Raw genomic sequence first — 19,987 nt, 5'->3', positions numbered from 1 at the left:
CATCAAAAATCGAGCATTGATATAGCGAGAATCAAAACCGACGCCGACGCGCGTTGCTCCCAATTGTGCTAGGTTTTGTGCTAACCGGTCGGCGCTTCTACGCTAAGTCATTGGAGCAAAAGAGCTGTGCTAATTTTGTGCTAGCCAAATTTAGCAAGCCCTAGCACAGCGTGGGCACCACTGTTTTCTTGTAAGTTATTGATTTTACTAGGAAAAAATGGTGCCCGGGACCGGAATCGAACCAGTGACACGCGGATTTTCAATCCGCTGCTCTACCAACTGAGCTACCCGGGCAACGGGGCGGAAGGGTCCGCCCGGCTGAAAGCCATCGGCCTTATAGGTGATGGTTTTTGAGGGTGCAAGCGGGAAAAGCGTATGTGGAAAAGGAGTTTGGGATCATGCACAGGGTTCGCTCGGTCCAAGCGAGCAGCGCGCGTGCCAAGGCGGGAGCAATCTGGCGTAAAACGCCGAGAACGCGGCGGTGACAGCAGCGAGGATGCCAGAAATAGCTGGGGCGCATAGTGCGACATCGCTACTGCGCATGTGGAAAATCCCTGCTGCTTGCGGCGCGACGGGCGGTAGCGACCGGGACGGCGTTGCCGCGATACAGGCAGTATGCGGGAGTGCGGCGGGGCGGGAATTAGAATTCGTCGTCGTCGCCTGAGTCGGCGTTGTTGTCGCCGACCATGGGCTCGTCATCGCGGGCCGGAATGACGTAGGCGCCGGTGAGCCAGCGGTTGAGATCGACGTCGGCGCAGCGCTTGGAGCAGAAGGGGCGGAAGGCTTCCACCGCCGCCTTGCCGCAGATCGGACATTTCTTCTCGGGTGCCATCAGACGCCCGACAGGGTGGATTGGTTGAGCCAGTTGAAATGCACCGGATAGCCCTCGCCGGCGAGCAGTTGCGCGGTTTCCATCAGCGGCAGGCCGACGACGCCGGTGTAGGAACCGGAGAGCTTGACCACGAAGGCCCCGGCAATGCCCTGGATGGCGTAGCCGCCGGCCTTGTCGCGCCATTCGGCGCTGGCCAGATAGGCTTCCATCTCGCGGGTCGAGAGGCGCTTGAAGCGCAGGCGGGTCTCGGTGAGGCGCTGCCGCTTGGCGCCGGAGGGCGTCAGCACGGTCAGCGCGGTATAGACGCGGTGGGAGCGGCCCGAGAGCAGGCGGAGGCACTCGGTGGCCTCTTCCATAGTCTCGGCCTTGGGCAGGATGCGGCGGCCGACGGCGACCACCGTATCGGCGGCCAGCACCAGCGCGCCCTGGCCAAAGCCGGCAGAGCGGGCCTTGTGCTGGGCGGTCAATGCCTTGAGGTCGGCGAGGCGAATCGCCAGCTTGCGCGGCAGCTCGCCCTTTTCGGGTGTTTCATCGACATGAGCCGGCACCAGATGCTCGGGCTCAATGCCGATCTGATTGAGCAGCGCCAGCCGGCGCGGCGAGGCCGAGGCCAGAATCAGGTCCGGGCGGCTGGCCATCAGTGGCTCACTTGAATCGGTAGGTGATACGGCCCTTGGTCAGGTCGTATGGCGTCATTTCGCACAGGACCTTATCGCCCGCCAGCACGCGGATGCGGTTCTTGCGCATGCGGCCTGCAGTGTGGGCAATGATCTCGTGCTCATTCTCCAATTTGACGCGAAACGTCGCATTGGGAAGCAATTCAACCACTACGCCCGGAAATTCGAGCACTTCTTCCTTCGCCATTCTGTCTCCTGAAAGGACCATGGAGCCTAAGGCGATTTGACAGATTCAAATCGCCGGCTCCAGTGTTTATTACCGCAAGGGGGTTTCCGAAAAGCCGGTTCCCAGTTTTTCGCCCCTTGCTCTAGGCATTGATTTGCCGACCGAAGGTCGGAATTTGGCCGGAACCTACTTCAATTCAACGGATTTGTGAACCACCGGAAACCAAGGGCTCCAGCCGCTCGCGGACGCGCTGGCGCAGACTGTCGCGCAAGGCGCGATAGGCGCTCAGCACCACCTCGCGATTACCCTCGACCAGCGAGGGGTCCGGCACGTCCCAGGACTCGATAGCGCCGGCCTCCAGCTCCTTGCGGGACACGGCCTCCAAGGCGTCGTCGGACAGGGTAATCACCAGGTCAAAGCGGTTGGCGACCAGCTCGTCGAGGATATGGGGGGTATGGACGCTCATATCAATGCCGATCTCTTCCATCACCTCATAGACGAATTGATCGGCCTTGCCGCCATGCACGCCCACCGAGCGGGCGATGATGCGACCGGGGAAGGCCTGCCGCGCCAGCGCGGCGGCAATGGGCGAGCGCACCGAATTCATCGAGCAGACGAACAGCACCGTGGGCAGCTCGCTGGTGGCCTCGTCAATGCGGCTGGCATAGGGCTGCACGGCGCAGATCAGGGTGAACAGGCGCCTTGCGGTGTTGAGATCGATCACCAGCTTGTTGTCGAGCCTTGTGCGCAGCAGTTCGGCGGCTTCGTTATGCATGCCGCGCCGCGCCATATCGACGGTTTCGATCTGGAACGGCATGGCCGAACGGATCGCCTCGTAATAGGCGTCGCGAATGCGGAAATAATCTCGGATCAGCCGGCGGAACGGGGTCAGCGACAGATAATGCGCCGCGATCGGCTGGAAGGTTTCGGGATGGCGCACGTCGAGCACGATGTAATTGCCGACAATCGACATATGCAGGGCGAACGGCCCCTTGGCCGTGACCCGCGCCGGGCGGAAACTATTGTCTTCGAGCAGGTCGAAAATGGCGATGCGCCACTCATGCACCTCGTCGGGATTGATCGAGGTGATGGTGTTGGGATCGAGCGTGACGGTGACCAGGCGATCGGTAGCAGTCGGTTTCGCCTGATTGTCCATCGCGATGCTCAATGGTTGAGCCTGATGGAAACCGAGCGACCGTGGCCGTCGAGCCCTTCGACCTCGGCCAGAATCACCGCCGCCTCGCTGAGCGCGGCCAGAGAGGTGGGGTCGCAGCCCAGAATGGAAGTGCGCTTGACGAAATCGAGCACGCCGAGCCCGGAGGCGAAGCGGGCGGTGCCGGCGGTGGGCAGCACGTGATTGGAGCCGCCGACATAGTCGCCAATGGCTTCGGGCGTGTGGTGGCCGAGGAAGATCGCGCCGGCATGGCGGATCAAGGGCAGGATGGATTGCGGGTCATCCAGCGCCAGTTCGACATGCTCGGAGGCAATGCGGTTGGCCAGGGCGACGGCCTCGGTGAGCGAGGCGACGGTGATGATGGCGCTGTGCTCGTCCCAGCCTTCGCGGGCATTGGCCGGATTGGGCAAGGCGTTGATCTGGCGATCGACCTCGGCGGCCACGGCGTCAGCCAGACCCTTTTCGGTGGTGACCAGGATCGAGCGGGCGCCGGAGCCATGTTCGGCCTGGGCAATCAGATCGGCCGCGACCCAGGCGGTGTTGGCCGAGCCATCGGCAATGACCAGCACTTCAGAGGGGCCGGCGATCATGTCGATGCCGACCTTGCCAAACACCTGGCGCTTGGCGGCGGCAACATAGGCATTGCCGGGGCCGACAATCTTGTCGACCGGCGCAATGGTGGCGGTGCCATAAGCCAGAGCGGCCACGGCCTGCGCGCCACCAACGCGATAGATCTCGGTGACGCCGGCAATCTTGGCGGCGAGCAGAATGGCCGGCGCAATCTGGCCATCGGGGGTCGGCACCACCATGGCGATGCGCTCGACACCCGCGACCTTGGCGGGCACGGCGTTCATCAGAACCGAGGAGGGATAGGTGGCCAGACCGCCCGGGACATAGATGCCCACGGCATCGACCGGGGTCCAGCGGGTGCCCAGGGTCACGCCCAAGGCATCGGTATAGATCTGATCCTGCGGCTGCTGCTTTTCGTGATGCGCCCAGATGCGGTCATGCGCGGTCTGCAAGGCGCCGCGCACGGCGTCGTTGACCTGCGCGGCGGCGGCGTCGATCTCGTCGGTGCCGATTCGCAAATCGGCGGCGGTATAGCTGGTGCGGTCAAACCGGTTGGTCAGCTCGACCAGCGCAACGTCGCCCCGCGCCTGCACGTCGGCGATGATGCCGGCGACCACATCATTGACGTCCCGGCTGGACTCGCGCTTGCCATCCAGCAGGTCCTGGAACCGCTGTTCAAAATCACTATCGGCGCTATCGAGGCGAATCGGCATGCAAGAACTTCCTGTAAATTTTCACCGGCCGGGGCCGGCTGCGCAAAGCAGCTGGGTTCAATCCAGCGCGTGAGCGGGCTTGGCAGTGGCGGCCCAGGTGGCGCCGAGATCCGACAGGCGGGCTTCGAGACATTCGACGCCGAGCCGCACCGTGCCGCCGCCGGCAAAACTGAGTTCGATAATGCCGGCCGGGCCATCGATGGGCATGAAGGTGATGGCGAGCAGGTTGAGCACGCCTTCGGGCGCCGCCGGATCAAAGCCATTGCTGACCACCGACTGCACCGCATCGAAATGCAGCGCGGCGCGCTTGCGCACGCCCTTGTCGCGCCGGCCGGAGCCCGATTCCCAATCGAAGCGGTTCATCAGCAGGGCAAAGCGGCGGTCGCCGCGCGCATAGCCCATGTCAGCCACCCGCACCACGGCGTCCTGCACATGGGTTGAGATGACTTCAAGGTCCTCGGTATCAAGCGCCAGCAGCTTGAGATCGCTCATGGATGGTCGGCCCTTTTTTGGCGTGCAAACGACCCTATCTGGTCACGCCCTTCCCGATCTACAAGTTTGAGCTGATAGGGGCAATGCGGCGGCGCAGAAAAGGCGTGCCAAAGCGCCGCCTGTGTGCGGTTTTCGAGCGATGATGGCGAGGCGATTGCCTCCATGGATAGTTAGATAGTGAGACAGCCGCCTCGCCATCATGCCGGGATTTTCGCAGGTTGGTTCAGGTACGCCAATGTTGCAGACGCAGCTGCCGGTTTCCTCTGCCCAATGGGAGCGACCTCCCATCCCCGACCGTCCCCACGCTCATCACTCGTCATGATCGCGCTCTGGCGTGGGCGATGAGGGGAGTATGCGGGAGGAATTGGGGGCGGGGATAAGATGGATAAGTCATCCAATCCACCGCGCGTCACCCTCGGGCCTGACCCGCGGGGACTGTACTTGCCGCACGCTCAACAAGTGAAGAGCCCTCGGGTCAAGCCCGAGGGTGACGGCTGGGGTGGTGGAAGGCGCACAGCCTTCTCAGTCGACACCCTCCCCCTTGCGGGGAGGGATCAAGGGTGGGGGTGGTTGGCCACGTTCATCGGGGCTCTCGCCCCCCTCCCGGCTCGATGACGGAGTTAGCAAGGGCTAACTCCTATCTCGCTCTCCCTCCCCGCAAGGGGGAGGGTGAAACCGGTGGGTGGGCGATACTTTCCATCCACCGTGTCCCCGTTTGTGGAAAGCTTTAGGGCGGCGACCGCCGCCCTACCCGGCCAGCCGTTCGATCTCGGCGCCGCAGCGGCTGAGTTTGTCTTCCAGGCGTTCAAAGCCTCGATCGAGGTGATAGATGCGGGTGACGATGGTTTCGCCCTGGGCGGCGAGGCCGGCGATGACCAGCGACACCGAGGCCCGCAGATCGGTCGCCATCACTTGCGCGCCCTTGAGGCGGGTCCTGCCGTGGACGGTGGCCAATTGGCCATCGACCGAAATATCGGCGCCGAAGCGGGCCAGTTCGGCCACATGCATGTAGCGATTCTCGAAAATGGTTTCGCGAATCTGGCTGGTGCCCGAGGCCATGGTCATCAGCGCCATGAACTGGGCCTGCAGATCAGTCGGGAAGCCGGGGAACGGGTCGGTTTCAACATCGACCGGCAACACACCATTGCCATTGCGCTGGACGCGCAGGCCCTCGGGCTCAACGGTCAGCTGGACGCCGGTGCGGGCCAGAATATCCAGCGCTGACTGCAAATGCTCGGGGCGAGCGCCCTTGAGCAGCACATTGCCGCCGGTCATGGCCGCGGCCATGGCGAAGGTGCCGGTTTCGATGCGGTCGGGAATCACGTCGACGGTGGCGCCATGCAGCTTTTCCACGCCCTCAATGGTGAGGGTGCGGGTGCCGATGCCGGTGATTTTCGCACCCATCGCCACGAGACACTCGGCGACATTGGTGATTTCGGGCTCCTGCGCCACATTCTCCAGCACCGTGACGCCCTTGGCCAGGGTGGCGGCCATCAGAATGGTGTGGGTGGCGCCCACCGAGACTTTTGGGAACACGATATGCGCGCCGATCAGGCCGCCCTTGGGCGCCTTGGCGACGACATAGCCCTCATCGATGTCGATTTCGGCACCCAGCGCCTTGAGGCCAAAAAGGAACAGATCGACCGGTCGAGTGCCGATGGCGCAGCCGCCAGGCAGCGAGACGCGGGCCTCGTGGCAACGAGCCAGCAGCGGGCCGATGACCCAGAAGCTGGCGCGCATCTTGGAGACCAGCTCGTAGGGCGCGGTGGTGTCGACGATATCGGCGGCAAGAAAGGTCATGCGCTGGCCGACGCCCTCCTCCTCACCGCGACGGCGGCCATGCACGGCGATATCGACGCCGTGATTCTCGAGGATGCGTTCGAGTTGCTTGACGTCGGCGAGGCGCGGCACATTCTGCAGCACCAGCGGCTCATCGGTCAGCAACGAGGCGATCATCAGCGGCAAAGCGGCATTCTTGGCGCCCGAAATCGGGATTTCGCCATTGAGTTCGTTGCCACCGATCAAACGGATACGGTCCATAGTCTTGTCCTATATGGCGGGCACAGATGCCCATCTACCTGGAAGGGGAGGTAGGCCAAGTCCTAGTTGCCACGTAAGCCAGACTCGCCGCACTCAGCGTCGATATGGGCATATTCACGTGAGGACGGCCTGCAACTCGTTGCTCTCTGCGCTTCCGGTGCTCACGTACTGCTGTACGCTCCGCTCCGGTTCTCGAAAGCCACGCCTTTCGTCTCGTCCTGACGTGAATCTTCTCCACATCGCAGTTCACTATCATCATAGTCGCCCGAAACTGGTTTACGGTTTATTGACCGTATCGGTTCCGGGGGGCGATTGGGGATCGGGCGCTTGCTGCTCGGATTGCTCGCGCGCCTTGGTCTGCCCCTTTCGCCGCTTGAGGTTTTCACGGAGCTTTGCGGCCAATCTTTGCTCACGTTGGGCGGCTTGTTGGGTTTTGGTCATCGCTGTGGGGAATCGTGTTGGCCGTTGAGATGGTTGATAGGCGTTTTTTGGCCTTGCGTCGAGGTTGGGCCTATGGCAAAGGAGCCCCGTCGCGCCGGGTAGCCCTACCCAACACCGCGCCGATGCTGCCGTAGCTCAGTGGTAGAGCACCCCCTTGGTAAGGGGGAGGCCGACAGTTCAATCCTGTCCGGCAGCACCAGTTTTCCCTTTGAAATCCTAGAGCTATCTGGTTTTACCAGGCAATCTGAAGCCGCCAGTGATTACACACGGGCGGTCCGCATGGGCCTTTCCATGCCTTGTCCTTTCAAGCATCGCAGCGCACTCCCTACGCGCTGGCTGAATTGGCACTTCCGGGCCTGCGGCCTATTGCTGGTCTTGGCGGGAGCGTGTCTAAGCCATGGCACAATGTAAGGGCTTGCCAATGCTTGATTCTTTCCTGCCGCGTGCGGCGCTTGGTGCTGGGTTGCTCGCCCTTGGCATGGTCGGTGGGCTTGCCCTGACCTCACCGGCATGGGCTGCGCCCGCAGTGAGCGGATGTTATGCCGGCAGCGAGGGCAACAGCGGGTTTGCTTACGGCGGGAACGCCTGTTCGGCGCCGACCGGATCGGCCGGTTCGGATCGGTGGGACACCACCGGCTTTATCGGGCTCAGCTTTTCCATCGGCGACGGCTTCAATCCCCATCTCGCCGTCGGCCTGCGCCACACCAACGTCAATCCCAGCAATTTCGTCTATGGCGGTGAAATCAACGCCTCGGTCTCCCTGATCAAGGGGCTCGAGGACATGCAAGTTCGTCTGCTCGGCATCGCCGGCGACGCCGGCACGCTCGGCGTCGGCCTGCTCGGGAATGCCGGCATCGGCTGGGATTTTGGCGCAAATTCGCTGTTGTTGAACGCCGGCCTGCAGGTGCCGTATGCGCGCTTCTTCATCGACTATACCGTTGATGACAGCGCGCTGCGCGCCTTCCTCGAGGCCAACTCCTACGGCAGAATCGAAACCGTGCAGAACACGCTGACCTGCGGCAGTGGCACGGTGCTGGCCAATGGCGCCGAAATGCTCCAGCAATGGGCAAGCGTCCTGCCCTCTACGGGCGTGTCGGGCGATATTTTCGCCGGATCTATCTTGTTTCCTGGCGCCTTCACCGAAGCCTTTGCCGGCGCCCCGTCGACTGCCTTCGTCAACGGTCAGTCCTGCTTCGAGGTGGGGCAGATACTTAACTAGCAGCAGTCCTGCGCCATATTGTACGCCTTGCGCCAGCGGCGGGGCGCACACTTACGCTTGCCCGGTTTTTGAACAGGCCGGCTGAGGCGTGGGCGCGGGCAACCCTAAATATGCCAACCCCTTGAATTCCCAAATTTATCCACCATGTATATTGGGCGGGGTCGCCCGCACCTCAATATAATAAAATATTTGGAGCACATGATGGGAAGAAAACCATTCATGCGGCCCGTTTTTCTTCGGCTAAAACAAAGCCGGACTGGAAACTATCAGGCTCGCAACGCCTCTGAGGCAATGGAATACTTGAAGCTTTTTTGGCCTGGCGCCAGAACCGGCGAGTACAGGCGTGCAAAAGCCATGTGTCGCAGCGCCTTGGACAACCTCGTATCGGCCGAGTCCGCGCGCAACTATTTGATTGCGGCAGCGGAGCGCGCCGGCATTCTCGACCGCGTCGTCAACCAGAGCAGCGTGCCGCCCGCACATGCGGCCGCATAGCACTGCCGGCGCATCACGCATATGCGCTCCCGGCATTTGAGGAACCTACCCCACCCAGCTAGAAGGAAATGAACATGACCAACATCAACTATTCCGCCCCCGCCGAACTTTTTCCCGGCAGGAACGCGAAAACATCGCGCCAGATCGGCTATCGGCGCTTCGCCTCGGTTGCTGAGGCTGTCCGCTTCGCCGTCGAGGATATGCCGGCCATCTTGCTGCGCGGGGCTTACCTCGAAGTGGAAGAGAAGCGTTTCGACGGCTCGCAAATCCGCACCCTCTACAACGCTGAAACCTTCCCACTGGCGCGTGCTGCGTAAGCTTGGAGCGAAACGCCGCAGGCTTTCGCCGAACGGTTGCATCCATGCCGGCAGAGCCTGGTGACTGAAAGACAGACCGCCCCGCAATGCAGCGGGCCGGTCCTTTCGCCGTTGGATAACAGACAACAACAACTCTGCCTTGCGGCTCAGGCCAGGATGGCGGTGCCGTTGGTCTTGTTGGCAGGCCTGGGGCTGTAGGAGCGGATGGCGGCGGCCGGTGTCACGTCGGCGGGAACGGCAGGGCGTGGCGCCAGGGCCTTGGTCTTGGGGACGCTTGCCGGCTTGGGTTTTGCAGCCGGGTTCATCGCGCGACTGGCGGCGGCGAAGCGGCGTTTCTGGCTGGGAGACATGTCGGCAAGCAGGCTGGTGATCAGCGGCAGCACCCGCTCGTCAAAATAGTCACGGGTAACGCTAGCCCCGACACTGATCCCTTTATTGGTAATATTGAAGTCGATGCGGTCTTTCACTCGTCCGCACCTTTTAAATATTGCCCATAGCAGTGTGATGACATGGCTCTGCCGTCAAATCATTGGCGAAATTCGATTCCCCGGCCGGTGTGCGTTCATTAGAATCGCGCCTTCGGCCGGCTCGACCAATTCATACAACTGAACCGCAGACGTTAACGACGACGGCGAGTTTGTGGTTAATATTTGGTTAATGAAATTGGTAAAGTTTTAGGCTTTTTGTCTGCTTTTCGACGGCTCCAGCAGGCCAGATCCCTTCCCCCAAACGGCGTGCCGTGCAGTAGCCACGAGAAAAATAGCTCGCCTCTAAATTCTGTAAGCCCTTATTTTTACTCAGCTAATTTCCTACACGCAGATTCACCCGCCGCGTTTTCCTGGTGCAGATGGCCAATGTGGTTTGGCCGCTAGCTCTGCGGCGGCGGCGTGTGATTGCGGCGGGCAGCGCTGTTAATAAGGGGTGATAACCACCCGCGGCGGTGGATGGCGGGCGTGAGATATGGCATGCCATGCTTAACGCTGGTAGTTAATGACTCCTTAACGGGGCCTATCGAGGTCGGCAGGGCGAAGGCTGAGGCGGGTACGGCACACGAAGATGCCGCGCTATTGCCGCCCAATATATCGAGGGGAATCGCCGAATGGTTGCGGCATGGGTTGAGACGCTGGCCGACAGGGTTGGGCTGAAGCCGAAGCGCGTGGCCCCGAGCCGGCGCCCGGTACCGCGCGCGCCGGCGGAGCGTCCACGCGGCGATGTGTTCGAACAGCGATTAGAGGCCATTTTCGAGGGCACGCGCCCGGTGGCGGGTCGCGTGGTCGGCGGCAGCCTGGAATTCGCTGGCCTGAGCGAGATCCGCTCCGCGCTGGGCGTGACCTGGGACCTGGTGCGCGAGCGCGTGCGCCAGATTACGGAAACGGAACTGCAGCGGCAGCTGCGGCCGCTCGACCTCTACCGCATCTACAATAATTCAACCTATCTGCTGTGCCTGTTCGACCTGTCCGAGGCCGAAGCGCGCAGCAGAATCGGCCTGATTTCCCAGAGCATCTGCGACGCGCTGGTGACGGAAATTCCCTTCATTCGTGGCCGCATCCGGCCGGAACATTTCGTCGGCACCCTCAATGGCGGAGCCCTGCATGGCGTTGAGGGGACGCTGATCGACCGGCTGTTCAATTACACGCGGACGATCAAGGACGAAGCCCAACGCAAGACCGCCGGCAGCACGCGCTCCCTGGTGGACCGTTCAAGAGTGCTGTTTTCGCCGTGCTGGAAGCGCTCCAAGAATGTCGTGGCGCTCAACCGCTGCATTCTGGATGCCAGAGGGCGCGGCCATGGGCAAAGCCGATTGGCCTATGGGGACTATGACGAAGCCGCCGCCAATCTGGACTTTCTCATGCTGTCACGGGCGGCAAAGTCGCTCTACGAGATGAAGCCGTCCGGACGCGCCGCGCCGGTGCTGATCCCGGTGCAATATGAGACGCTGAGCAATTCGCGCAGTTTTGCCACCTACGCGGCGCTGCTGGCCGCAATTCGCGGGCCATACCGGCGGCTGATTGCCCTGCAAATCGTGGATATCGACAGTTCGCATACGCCGCAGGCCATATTGGAGGTGGTGAACAGACTGTCGCCACAGGTCAAATGGCTGTCGCTGACCTTCGACCTGTCCGATCTGCGGATTGCCGAAGCCGCGCAGCTGCCGGTCTGGGCGCTGGCGACCGATCTCAGCAATTGGCGCAGCACCGACGGTTCGGTGTATCAAAAGCTGTGCCAGCTTCGCGCCGTCGCCTCCGCCGCCGGGCTGAACACGATTGCGCGCGGCGTCGACTCCGTCGGCCTGGCGCAATTGGGGGTCAAGGCCGGCATCACCTATATGGACGGCTCAGCGATCCAGCCGCTCTCCTATAGTCCACGCCCCATCAGCCCGCTAACGGCAACGCCGTTCGGCTTTTCGTCGGGCGATTTCATGAAGCGCTGGCATACCTGACGGCATTAGCCGTGGCTCGGGGTCAGCGTCGGGTCAGCTCGACCACTGGAATGACGTCGCGGGTGGTGGTCTCTGCATATTTGGCGAATTGCGGAAACAGGCTCGCCTGTTTGGCATAGACGCTGTCGCGCTCGGCCCCGTCCAGCACGCGGGCGCGCACCGGAATGCGCTCGATCGTGGTGCCATCGCCCACTGAGATATCAAACTCGGGCTGAGCGACAACATTGTGAAACCACGCCGGGTCCTTCGGGCCGCCGCCATAGGAGCCGAAGACATACCAGGGGCCGGCTGCCTCTTGCAGGAACATCAGCGGCTGAGTCCGTTCCAGGCCGGATTTCGCCCCGCTAGCGTGCAACAGCAGCACCGGGGCGTCCTTGAAATGGCCGCCGGGGTGGCCGCCATGGCGATTGAAGTCGGCGATAACCTGCTCGTTAAAATTGCTCATGCTGCCAACCTCATCTGCCTTGGGAAACAAGCCTTACAACTATCCGCCGGCCTGTCGAGGACGAAAGCGCGTCCCCTCTCTGAGCGGAGAGGGGACGCAGGCGCCTAGATCCAATAAGGCGGGACGCCATAATGGTCATAGACCTTGCGGCCATTTTCGGCGGTCCAATAATCGTCGTCTTCATCCTCATATTTCGGCGCATTGGTGAGCTGCTCCTTGGTCACGTCGACCCGGTAGCCGCCCAGGCTCTCGTCGTAATTGAGCTTGGACCAGGGCAGCGGATAATGCTCGTTGCCGATGCCGAGGAAGCCGCCGAAGCTGAGCACGGCATAGGAGACCTTGCCGCTGCGCTTTTCCACCAGGATGCGCTCGATCGAGCCGATATGCTCGCCCCGCGGATCATAAACCTTGGTGCCTTCAACCTTGTCAGAGGCGATGAGATCGTGGGTTTCCTTGACGGTGCCGTCGCCAGCGCGAATGTCTTCGTAAGCCATCTCGTTCTCCTGTGTTGGGTGTGCTGGGTCAACGTCGCCCCGGCGCAGGGGTTCCGACAAAGAACGGGGGAACTCCCGGCGCAGCGGCGCATTTGATCTCTGAGCAGTCCTCAACCCCATATGCCAAGGAGAAGTGCCATGGTTTTTGACAGCCTCCGCGACCGCATCGGTGGGCACGACAAGATTACGCCGATGGGTATCGCCCATAACAGCCTATTCACCGCCAAGGAGAAGATCGACCTGCTGCAACAGCTCAAGGCGGATGTGACCGGCGCCAGCCATGAGGGCGAGGATTTCGGCTTCGACGCCGACGAGATCGATCGCGCCATCGCCGAAATTCGCGAAGGCGTGCAGAACGGCGTCGGCACTCAAACGGTCTTCAAGGGAGATTTCTGATGGCAACTGTCCCCAAACAACCCCTGCCCAATGTGGCGCGGGTCGATGCGCTGGTCGACGAAAATGGCTCGCGCATTGACGTGCCGGAAAATTCGCCCCTGCGGGTGGCCGGTGAGCATGACGCATCGGTTGGCGGCACCAGCCCGACCAATTGGTGGCTCTATGGGCTGATCGGCCTCGCCATCATCATCGCCGTGCTGCTGGTGATGCAGATGCTGCAGGGCGCGCCGGCCACCGATATGCAGCCGGGCACCCCGACCTCGGAAAGCGTGGTCACGCCGGCGACCGATCCGGCCATGCCGGTGGCCCAGTAAACCCACCGCACCACGAAAAAAGGCGCGACCCGGAGGTCGCGCCTTTTGTTGGTCTAGCGTCGCGATCAGCCGTTGATCGGGGCGATCTGGATTTCGACGCGGCGGTTCTGCGCGCGGCCCTGCTCGGTAGCGTTGGACGCGATCGGGCTCGTTTCGCCCTTGCCTTCGATATAGAAGCGGCGCTGATCGATGCCCTGATTGGCCAGAATGGTGGCCACGGAAACGGCGCGGCGCTGGCTGAGGCTGAGATTGTAATTATCGTCGCCCTGGCTGTCGGTGTGGCCATAGACGTCGACAATCGACTTATCAAACTTCTTGAGCACCAGCGCGACCGAGACCAGCGTCTGGTTGAAGCCGGGGTTCACCGTCGACTGATCGGTGGCGAAGGTGATGTTGGACGGCATGTTGAGCACGATGTTCTGGCCGACACGGGTCACCGAAACGCCGGTGCCCTGCAGCTGTGCGCGCAGCTCGGATTCCTGCTGGTCCATATAGGCGCCGATGCCGGCGCCGGTCAGGCCACCCACGCCAGCGCCGATCAGCGCGCCGACGCGCGGATCACCACCGACCGCCGCGCCGACCAGAGCACCAGCCACCGCGCCACCACCGGCACCGAGCAGGCCGCCGCCGGCGGTGTTGGAAAGCTGCTGCTGGCCAGTATAGGCGTTGGTCGTGCAGGCAGAGAGTGCCATGGCGGCCGCGAAAGCGACCAGAATCTTCGACTTCATCAAGAATCCCCCTGAAGGATTGGTATATGGCCAGTTGGTGACCACTGAATACGGCAGCATGGTGGTGAACGATAGCGCCTGAACGGCAGATGAACCAGTCTTGGCGATAATCAGCTATTCGCCCAGCCGCCATCGACCAGAAATTGCTGGGCCGAGATCATGGCGCTGTCTTCTGCGGCCAGAAACAGCGCCATGCGCGCCACGTCCTGCGGATGAGCGTGACCGGCCAGCGCCTGCTCGGCCTCGATGCTGCGCAAAGCCGCCTCGTCGATCCACAGCGCCAGCTGGCGCTCGGTGATGACCGCGCCGGGCACCAGCGAATTGACGCGAATGCCGGATTTGCCCAGCTCGCGCGCCATGGAACGGGTCAGGCCATGGATCGCCGCCTTGGCGGTTTCATAGATGGGAATGCCGGGCGACATGATCATCCAGCTGATCGAGCCGGTATTGATGATCGAGCCGCGCCCGGCCTTGATCATGCCCGGCGCCACGGCCTGGATGGCAAAGAACGCATGCTTGAGATTGACCGCCATATTGTCATCCCAATAGGCGGGCGTGACCTGACGCCAGTCATGGCGCTGGTCATGGGCAGCATTATTGACCAGCACCAGCGCATCGCCATGGGCTTCGGCAAAGCCGGCAATGGCGGCCTGATAGGCCGTGGTGTCGGTGATATCGCAGGCGGTGAAGCGCACGCTGTGGCCGGCTTGGGTCAGCTCGGCCGCCAGTTTTTTGCCCTCGGTTTTGGCGATATCGACAAAGCCGACCTTGGCGCCCTGCGCGGCAAAGTGGCGGACAAGACTTTCCCCAATGCCCGAGGCACCGCCTGAAATAACGACGGGCGTGCTGGACAGACTGGGATAATGCGCAAATTCGATCATGAAGCCTCCGGTTGACCGCGTGGGTAGCGCGGGCATGCCGGGGGAGCAAGTCTAGCGTTCCCTCTCCTCGGGGGAGAGCGGGAAGAGGGCTCGCGCTACCCGCGCGGGGCGACGTCGCGCGCCTCCATCGCCTCGAGCAGCGCCACCACCTTGTCGACATTGGCCAGATGCCGGGTCTCCATGGAGAAATTCAGCGTCACATGCTCGCGACCGGGGCAAAAGGTGACGATATTGGTGGCCGGGTGCCAGGCGCCGCAATAGATCGGCTCGATCAACCCATGGGTCATCGGGCCATAGGTGCGGTGCGGCGGCACCAGCGTCAGCACCACATGGATGCCGCCATTGAAGCGCCAGAAGCGTTTGCCCGGCAGCGCGGGCAGCACGCGGTTGAAGCCGCGCAGCGCCTTGAACATGGCGTTCATCATCACCTGGAATTTGGTGATGTCCTTCTGCTCGATGCTGGCCACGGTAGCGTCGACGGCGTGGACGTAATCGACGAAATCCTCGAGCACGGTGAATTTGGCTTCCAGCGCCCGCACCCGGAAAAACTCGTCATCGGCGTCGTTCCGCCGGGTATCGAGCATGGTATAGGCGGCGGCGATCACCTTCTTGCTCATCGCCTTTTCGGCGCCGGTGCCATTGAGCGCGTGGGTCACCAGCGCAAACAGCAAGGAGCGCTGCCGCACGCCGAGCTTGTTGGCCAATTGGCGCAGTCGGTGGCGCTGCAGCGCCAGGGTGCGGAAGCCCCAGGGCTGTTCCGCCGGTGCCAGCACGCTGGCGATGGCGATATAGAGTACCGCCATGAACCCACCCTGCAGCGCCCCCTTGCAGCGGGCGCGCCAACCCAGCCGATTAGAACGATCCGACATGGTGCCGTGGCTGGCCGATTGCGAGCGGGTCAGCAGCGCCGAATCCGAACCTTCAAGCAGCGCATGGCTGGAGCGGATCTGGATGATCGACGCCCGCCCCGCCGCATCCGGCCCGCCCCGGCGCACCGCCGCCATGACGCGGAATAGCGGCAGATCCTTGTGCTCGAAGATATCCAGCGATTTGCCGAGCCAGCGGTCGGGATAACCATCCAGTTCATCCACCAGCTCGACAGTGGTGATGGCATCGAGAATATGTTTGGGAAAGGGTTGGCCGGGGCGCGCGCCGGCAAAGCCATGCGTCAGCTGCGGCGCCAGCGCCACCATTTCGGCCACCAGATTGCCCAGCCGGTCCTGATCGAAGCTCTGGGTGGAAAAGGCGGTGAAAAACACCGTGTCCTTGCCCTCGAACAGGAACCACTGGAAATCGGTGAACAGGGCCTGCGGATGGCGGCGCACCGCGGCCTGGGCCAGGTCGAGAATCTCGGCCGGCTGACCAGCAAAGCTGGTCGACGAAAAACTCTTCACGGAACTCACCCCCTCATGAGACCCACGCAGCTTTCACGTGATGGTAATCCGGGAGCTGTTCGGCTTCAACTGGGCGCAACGCCGTCCGTTAACGCGCCGATAGCGCGGCGAACTGCTCTGGCAGACCCAGCCAGACAATCGACACAGACGCATTGGCAGATGGGTCGCTTCACCTTAGAATGACTCTGATGTTTTCGTGCAGCCACCTGTTGCTTGAACGCGTTAGCAGGTCGCGCGGCGAATTGACCTATGTCAATGCGGTCGCCGCCAACCTAGATATGCTCTCCTCGAAGCAGGGTTTTCGGCCCGGCAGCAGCGGGGCACGGAAGGATTTTTCGATGGATTATCGCGGCATATTCGAAGAGGCAGTCGACACGCTGCGGGCGGAAAAGCGCTATCGCGTGTTCGCCGATATCGAGCGTATTGCCGGCCGGTTCCCGCGCGCCATCTACCGTGATGACGCCGACAACCAGCGCGAACTAACCATCTGGTGCTCCAATGACTATCTGGGCATGGGCCAGCACCCCAAGGTGATTGCGGCGATGCAGGATACGGCCGGCCGCCTCGGCGTCGGCTCGGGCGGCACCCGTAATATCTCGGGCACCAACCGCCCGCTGGTCGAGCTGGAGCGTTCGCTCGCCGATTTGCACCGCAAGGAAGCCGCGCTGATCTTCACCTCGGGCTTTGTTTCCAATGAAGCCTCGATCGCCACCATTGCGCGGCTGCTGCCCGATTGCATGATTTTCTCCGACCAGCTCAACCACGCCTCGATGATCCAGGGCGTGCGCCAGTCGGGCATGGAGAAGAAGATTTTCCGCCATAACGATGTGGCCCATCTGCGCGAATTGCTCGCCGCCACTGACCGCAAGCGGCCCAAGCTGATCGTGTTTGAATCGGTTTACTCGATGGATGGCGACATCGCCCCGATCAAGGAAATCTGCGATCTGGCCGAGGAATTCGGCGCGCTGACCTATATCGATGAAGTCCATGCCGTGGGCATGTATGGCCCGCGCGGCGGCGGCATTGCCGAGCGCGACGGCCTGATGGATCGTATCGACGTCATCGAAGGCACGCTGGCCAAGGGTTTTGGCGCGATGGGCGGCTATATCGCCGCCAACAAGGCGATCGTTGACGCGGTGCGCTCCTATGCGCCCGAATTCATCTTCACCACCTCCCTGCCCCCGGCGCTCTGCGCAGCGGCCCACGCTTCGATCGAGCATCTCAAAACCTCGACCCATGAGCGCGTCATGCATCAGCGCCAGGCGCGGCTGACCAAGGCGATCCTGGCCGATGCCGGCCTGCCGGTGATGGACACCGAAACCCATATCGTGCCGCTGATCGTCGGCGATGCCCGCGCCGTCAAGGCCGCCAGCGACATGCTGCTCGACAAGCACAATATCTATGTGCAGCCGATCAACTACCCCACCGTGCCCAAGGGCACCGAGCGCCTGCGCATCACGCCGACGCCGCTGCATACCGACGAAATGATCTTCGCCCTGCGCCACGCGCTGGTCAGCGTCTGGACCAGCCTCGAACTGCCGCGCGAAGCCGCCGACGCCAAGATCACGGCGCGTAAGCTGACCTCGGGTGATCTGACGCTGCCGACCAGCGGCGGCTGAAGGAACGGGCAAACCGGCCCGCTATTATTGGGGCCGGTGCCCAATTCCAACATCGCAAACGCGGTGTCATCCCCCGCCTTGAGCCGGGACCCATCCTGAGATGGGTGTGCCGACTTGATCGGGGGATGGGCCCCGGCTCAAGGCCGGGGTGACATCGTGGGTGGGGCGTACCGCAACACACACACTGGCGAGCGCACGCCCCGTTCTTTCGTCATTGCCGGGCTGGTCTCGGCAATCCAGCGATGGATGCGCGCCCCCATGGACCACCCGGACAAGCCGGGTGGTGACGGTGGGGAGAACGGGTGTTGACGGCGTGTGGAATTGACGGCGAGCGAACGCCCTAGCTCGTCAGCACGATCCGCATCAAATCGGCGGTGTTCCTGGCGCCCAGTTTTTCCATCACTCGCGCCCGATGCACTTCGATGGTGCGGGGGGAGATGCCCAGTTCGCGGCCAGCTTCCTTGTTGGACTGGCCGTTGGTGATCAGCTGCAGCACTTCGCGCTCGCGCGGGGTGAGTTGGGAGAAGCCGCGCACCTCCACCGGACGCCGCCCGCCCTGCATCGCTCCCAGATGCACGTCGCGGCGGAGCGCGTCGCGGATGACGGTCAGCAGATGCTCGGTATCGATCGGCTTGGAGATGACGTCGGACGCCCCCAGCTTCATCGCCGTCACCGCCGCCTCGACCTGCGGCGCGTCGGCCAGCATAATAGTATATGGTATTAAATACGGTTGAGGTTAAATGCACTGAGACCGTAGCAGCGTCACTGACAGGCCTCGTTGGCGAGGTCGCCGCTAGTAGGTAACAAGCGGCAACCGTCGTCAGCGCCTCTAGGAGCTAGCGCAACGGAGCCAATCTCAGGGCGTCAACCGGGTCCATCCGAATGCGACAAACATCTGCGCAGTTACCGGTCAGCACCATGGTCAAACTGTCACGCTGCCCGTCTGCAAGAATGGTGAAAACAACACCGGCGATTGTTTCATGGCTCTGAATGCCGTTTGGGAGGCTGACGGACTCAACCTGGAAATTCGGTCCAAGCATTTCTTGGGTCTCAGAGGCAACATTGGACTTCATGCGTGCGATCCGGTCATTTTGGTCACTCGCGTATGCCCAAAAAATACCACCAGCGATTATTGCGGCAAAAGCGAGTGCCGACCCCCACAGCCTGAACTTGCCACGGCGAATTTGCTCAGCTGGCGATAAGATTGGCGATCCGGCTTCGGCAATTCCAGTAGCTCCTTGGGTTGATTTGCGTTTTCTTGTCCAAAAGAAGACCGCCAGTCCAGCCGCGAGCCCCAGCATCAAAGCAAGTTCGGAATGGCCAAATGGTAAGGCTACCGCACCAATCAAAAACCCTCCAAGGGTTGCCCCGATTACCTTCAAAGCTCGATATATTCTGCTCATACAAATACCCCCTTGCGGACCTTCCGCTGCGACGTATTTGGTATAACGGTATCATCTGATCTGATAAATGGTATTGTTGGATATTTTCATTGTTGCGCGTCTGGGACACCTCATTGTCCATGAGCCAACGAGCCGACTATCCAACCATTTTCAAAGAGCGCTTGAAGGCGCTGCGTGAGGCCAAGTTGGGTTTAACGCAGAGCGGGCTCGGTGCTGCTGCGGGCCTCTCGCCTGTTACGATCAGTAAGTTTGAGCAGGGGGTAAACTTACCCACGTTCGGCGCGCTAATGGCGCTCTGCGAGGCCTTGGACGTTTCACCAAGTGATCTGGTGGGATGGCCCTCAGACGGCGCGGGTCAGCAGGCAATAGACACCAGGCTATACAAGCTTCAGAAGGCGCTTCTTAAGCTCAAACCCGGACAGGCGTCGGCAATCTTGGAAATGGTCGAAAAACTGAGCCGGGACTAATCGGCCGCGAGGTTATGATGGCATTGAAATGGACTGGCTCTCTAGATGGCCTAAAGCAGGCCGTCACCTTTGCTGGACGCGTAGGTGAATGGGATGAGGAAATTGACCCAAAAGTGTTCAGGGGCACAGGTGGTGAATTGCTTCGCTACTGGCCCTCGACCCATTCAATCCAATTCCAAGGGAAAGGCGCGGAAAGCTTCGAGGCCGATCTGAAGGCGGAAATCAACCGCACTCGAAATACCTTGGATTTTGGTGACTAACCACACCGGGCTC

At 61.8% G+C, this 19,987-nt stretch carries 24 protein-coding genes, 2 tRNA genes and 1 pseudogene; 10 read left to right on the top strand and 17 right to left on the bottom strand.

From position 1 onward, the window contains the following. Nucleotides 1-218: 218 nt before the first annotated feature. The 9 genes from ACX3OW_RS14450 to ACX3OW_RS14410 all read right to left on the bottom strand — a co-directional run bounded on the left by ACX3OW_RS14450 (nt 219) and on the right by ACX3OW_RS14410 (nt 7,105). Nucleotides 219-294 (bottom strand) — tRNA-Phe (locus tag ACX3OW_RS14450). A gap of 346 nt (nt 295-640) precedes the next feature. Further along, nucleotides 641-832 carry a DNA gyrase inhibitor YacG gene (yacG, locus tag ACX3OW_RS14445; protein WP_459096493.1) on the bottom strand — a complete coding sequence of 64 codons (192 nt, stop codon included), beginning with the start codon at nt 830-832 and terminating at the stop codon, nt 641-643. After that, on the bottom strand, nt 832-1,470 hold the full coding sequence (locus tag ACX3OW_RS14440; protein WP_459096492.1) for a Maf-like protein: 639 nt from the start codon (nt 1,468-1,470) through the stop codon (nt 832-834). Before ACX3OW_RS14440 ends, yacG begins: the two co-directional genes overlap by 1 nt. A gap of 7 nt (nt 1,471-1,477) precedes the next feature. Next, nucleotides 1,478-1,696, bottom strand: a complete 219-nt coding sequence (gene infA, locus ACX3OW_RS14435) for a translation initiation factor IF-1 (protein ID WP_046138947.1) — start codon at nt 1,694-1,696, stop codon at nt 1,478-1,480. A 175-nt stretch (nt 1,697-1,871) separates the two neighbouring features. After that, complete coding sequence (locus ACX3OW_RS14430; protein WP_459096491.1) at nt 1,872-2,831, bottom strand: UPF0262 family protein; 960 nt, start codon at nt 2,829-2,831, stop codon at nt 1,872-1,874. A gap of 8 nt (nt 2,832-2,839) precedes the next feature. Beyond that, a complete protein-coding gene (hisD, locus tag ACX3OW_RS14425; RefSeq protein ID WP_459096490.1) occupies nt 2,840-4,132 on the bottom strand; it encodes a histidinol dehydrogenase in 1,293 nt (430 codons plus the stop codon). A gap of 57 nt (nt 4,133-4,189) precedes the next feature. Next, nucleotides 4,190-4,624 carry a DUF2948 family protein gene (locus ACX3OW_RS14420; protein WP_459096489.1) on the bottom strand — a complete coding sequence of 145 codons (435 nt, stop codon included), beginning with the start codon at nt 4,622-4,624 and terminating at the stop codon, nt 4,190-4,192. A gap of 747 nt (nt 4,625-5,371) precedes the next feature. Then, on the bottom strand, nt 5,372-6,664 hold the full coding sequence (gene murA / locus ACX3OW_RS14415) for a UDP-N-acetylglucosamine 1-carboxyvinyltransferase (RefSeq protein ID WP_459096488.1): 1,293 nt from the start codon (nt 6,662-6,664) through the stop codon (nt 5,372-5,374). A gap of 276 nt (nt 6,665-6,940) precedes the next feature. Continuing rightward, on the bottom strand, nt 6,941-7,105 hold the full coding sequence (locus tag ACX3OW_RS14410; protein ID WP_459096487.1) for a hypothetical protein: 165 nt from the start codon (nt 7,103-7,105) through the stop codon (nt 6,941-6,943). A 124-nt stretch (nt 7,106-7,229) separates the two neighbouring features. Here ACX3OW_RS14410 and ACX3OW_RS14405 point away from each other — a divergent pair. From ACX3OW_RS14405 to ACX3OW_RS14390, 4 genes are all read left to right on the top strand, one after another. After that, a tRNA-Thr gene (locus tag ACX3OW_RS14405) sits at nt 7,230-7,304 on the top strand. 222 nt (nt 7,305-7,526) lie between these two features. Then, complete coding sequence (locus ACX3OW_RS14400) at nt 7,527-8,324, top strand: hypothetical protein (protein ID WP_459096486.1); 798 nt, start codon at nt 7,527-7,529, stop codon at nt 8,322-8,324. A 219-nt stretch (nt 8,325-8,543) separates the two neighbouring features. Beyond that, on the top strand, nt 8,544-8,816 hold the full coding sequence (locus tag ACX3OW_RS14395; protein ID WP_459096485.1) for a DUF982 domain-containing protein: 273 nt from the start codon (nt 8,544-8,546) through the stop codon (nt 8,814-8,816). Between the two features lie 74 nt (nt 8,817-8,890). Continuing rightward, nucleotides 8,891-9,133, top strand: coding sequence for a hypothetical protein (locus ACX3OW_RS14390; protein WP_459096484.1), 243 nt, complete (start codon nt 8,891-8,893; stop codon nt 9,131-9,133). A 146-nt stretch (nt 9,134-9,279) separates the two neighbouring features. On the opposite strand, the gene ACX3OW_RS14385 is transcribed toward ACX3OW_RS14390, so the two are convergent. After that, complete coding sequence (locus ACX3OW_RS14385) at nt 9,280-9,600, bottom strand: hypothetical protein (RefSeq protein ID WP_459096483.1); 321 nt, start codon at nt 9,598-9,600, stop codon at nt 9,280-9,282. Nucleotides 9,601-10,232: 632 nt separating this feature from the next. Here ACX3OW_RS14385 and ACX3OW_RS14380 point away from each other — a divergent pair. Then, nucleotides 10,233-11,573 (top strand): hypothetical protein, encoded by a 1,341-nt coding sequence (locus ACX3OW_RS14380; protein WP_459096482.1) that lies wholly within the window; start codon nt 10,233-10,235, stop codon nt 11,571-11,573. A 22-nt stretch (nt 11,574-11,595) separates the two neighbouring features. On the opposite strand, the gene ACX3OW_RS14375 is transcribed toward ACX3OW_RS14380, so the two are convergent. Continuing rightward, a complete protein-coding gene (locus tag ACX3OW_RS14375) occupies nt 11,596-12,018 on the bottom strand; it encodes a nitroreductase/quinone reductase family protein (protein WP_459096481.1) in 423 nt (140 codons plus the stop codon). Nucleotides 12,019-12,122: 104 nt separating this feature from the next. Beyond that, nucleotides 12,123-12,512, bottom strand: a complete 390-nt coding sequence (locus ACX3OW_RS14370) for a PRC-barrel domain-containing protein (RefSeq protein ID WP_459096480.1) — start codon at nt 12,510-12,512, stop codon at nt 12,123-12,125. Between the two features lie 138 nt (nt 12,513-12,650). Here ACX3OW_RS14370 and ACX3OW_RS14365 point away from each other — a divergent pair, with 138 nt between their 5' ends. Beyond that, complete coding sequence (locus ACX3OW_RS14365) at nt 12,651-12,908, top strand: hypothetical protein (protein WP_459096479.1); 258 nt, start codon at nt 12,651-12,653, stop codon at nt 12,906-12,908. Beyond that, nucleotides 12,908-13,222 (top strand): hypothetical protein, encoded by a 315-nt coding sequence (locus ACX3OW_RS14360; protein WP_459096478.1) that lies wholly within the window; start codon nt 12,908-12,910, stop codon nt 13,220-13,222. Before ACX3OW_RS14365 ends, ACX3OW_RS14360 begins: the two co-directional genes overlap by 1 nt. Before the next feature lie 65 nt (nt 13,223-13,287). On the opposite strand, the gene ACX3OW_RS14355 is transcribed toward ACX3OW_RS14360, so the two are convergent. From ACX3OW_RS14355 to ACX3OW_RS14345, 3 genes are all read right to left on the bottom strand, one after another. Then, a complete protein-coding gene (locus tag ACX3OW_RS14355; RefSeq protein ID WP_459096477.1) occupies nt 13,288-13,950 on the bottom strand; it encodes an OmpA family protein in 663 nt (220 codons plus the stop codon). A 110-nt stretch (nt 13,951-14,060) separates the two neighbouring features. After that, nucleotides 14,061-14,831: an SDR family NAD(P)-dependent oxidoreductase gene (locus tag ACX3OW_RS14350; protein ID WP_459096476.1), complete on the bottom strand. Its 771-nt coding sequence runs from the start codon at nt 14,829-14,831 to the stop codon at nt 14,061-14,063. A gap of 95 nt (nt 14,832-14,926) precedes the next feature. Then, nucleotides 14,927-16,225 (bottom strand): hypothetical protein, encoded by a 1,299-nt coding sequence (locus ACX3OW_RS14345; protein WP_459096475.1) that lies wholly within the window; start codon nt 16,223-16,225, stop codon nt 14,927-14,929. A gap of 338 nt (nt 16,226-16,563) precedes the next feature. Between ACX3OW_RS14345 and hemA the strand changes: the two genes are divergently transcribed. Continuing rightward, nucleotides 16,564-17,844, top strand: a complete 1,281-nt coding sequence (hemA, locus tag ACX3OW_RS14340) for a 5-aminolevulinate synthase (RefSeq protein ID WP_459096474.1) — start codon at nt 16,564-16,566, stop codon at nt 17,842-17,844. Between the two features lie 340 nt (nt 17,845-18,184). On the opposite strand, the pseudogene ACX3OW_RS14335 reads toward hemA, so the two are convergent. Together ACX3OW_RS14335 and ACX3OW_RS14330 are read right to left on the bottom strand one after the other, a co-directional pair. Beyond that, nucleotides 18,185-18,367 (bottom strand): annotated as a pseudogene (locus ACX3OW_RS14335) (response regulator transcription factor); the annotation flags it as partial. Between the two features lie 313 nt (nt 18,368-18,680). After that, entirely contained in the window at nt 18,681-19,247 is a 567-nt protein-coding gene (locus tag ACX3OW_RS14330; RefSeq protein ID WP_459096473.1) for a hypothetical protein, read from the bottom strand. Between the two features lie 89 nt (nt 19,248-19,336). Here ACX3OW_RS14330 and ACX3OW_RS14325 point away from each other — a divergent pair, with 89 nt between their 5' ends. Both ACX3OW_RS14325 and ACX3OW_RS14320 read left to right on the top strand, forming a co-directional pair. Further along, nucleotides 19,337-19,714, top strand: coding sequence for a helix-turn-helix domain-containing protein (locus tag ACX3OW_RS14325; protein ID WP_459096472.1), 378 nt, complete (start codon nt 19,337-19,339; stop codon nt 19,712-19,714). A gap of 17 nt (nt 19,715-19,731) precedes the next feature. Beyond that, nucleotides 19,732-19,974, top strand: a complete 243-nt coding sequence (locus tag ACX3OW_RS14320; protein WP_459096471.1) for a hypothetical protein — start codon at nt 19,732-19,734, stop codon at nt 19,972-19,974. Nucleotides 19,975-19,987 lie beyond the last annotated feature (13 nt).

Source organism: Devosia sp. A449 (genome assembly GCF_054489375.1).
Note: the sequence above shows the minus strand (reverse complement) of the source record. Positions and strands in the feature narration are given on the sequence as shown.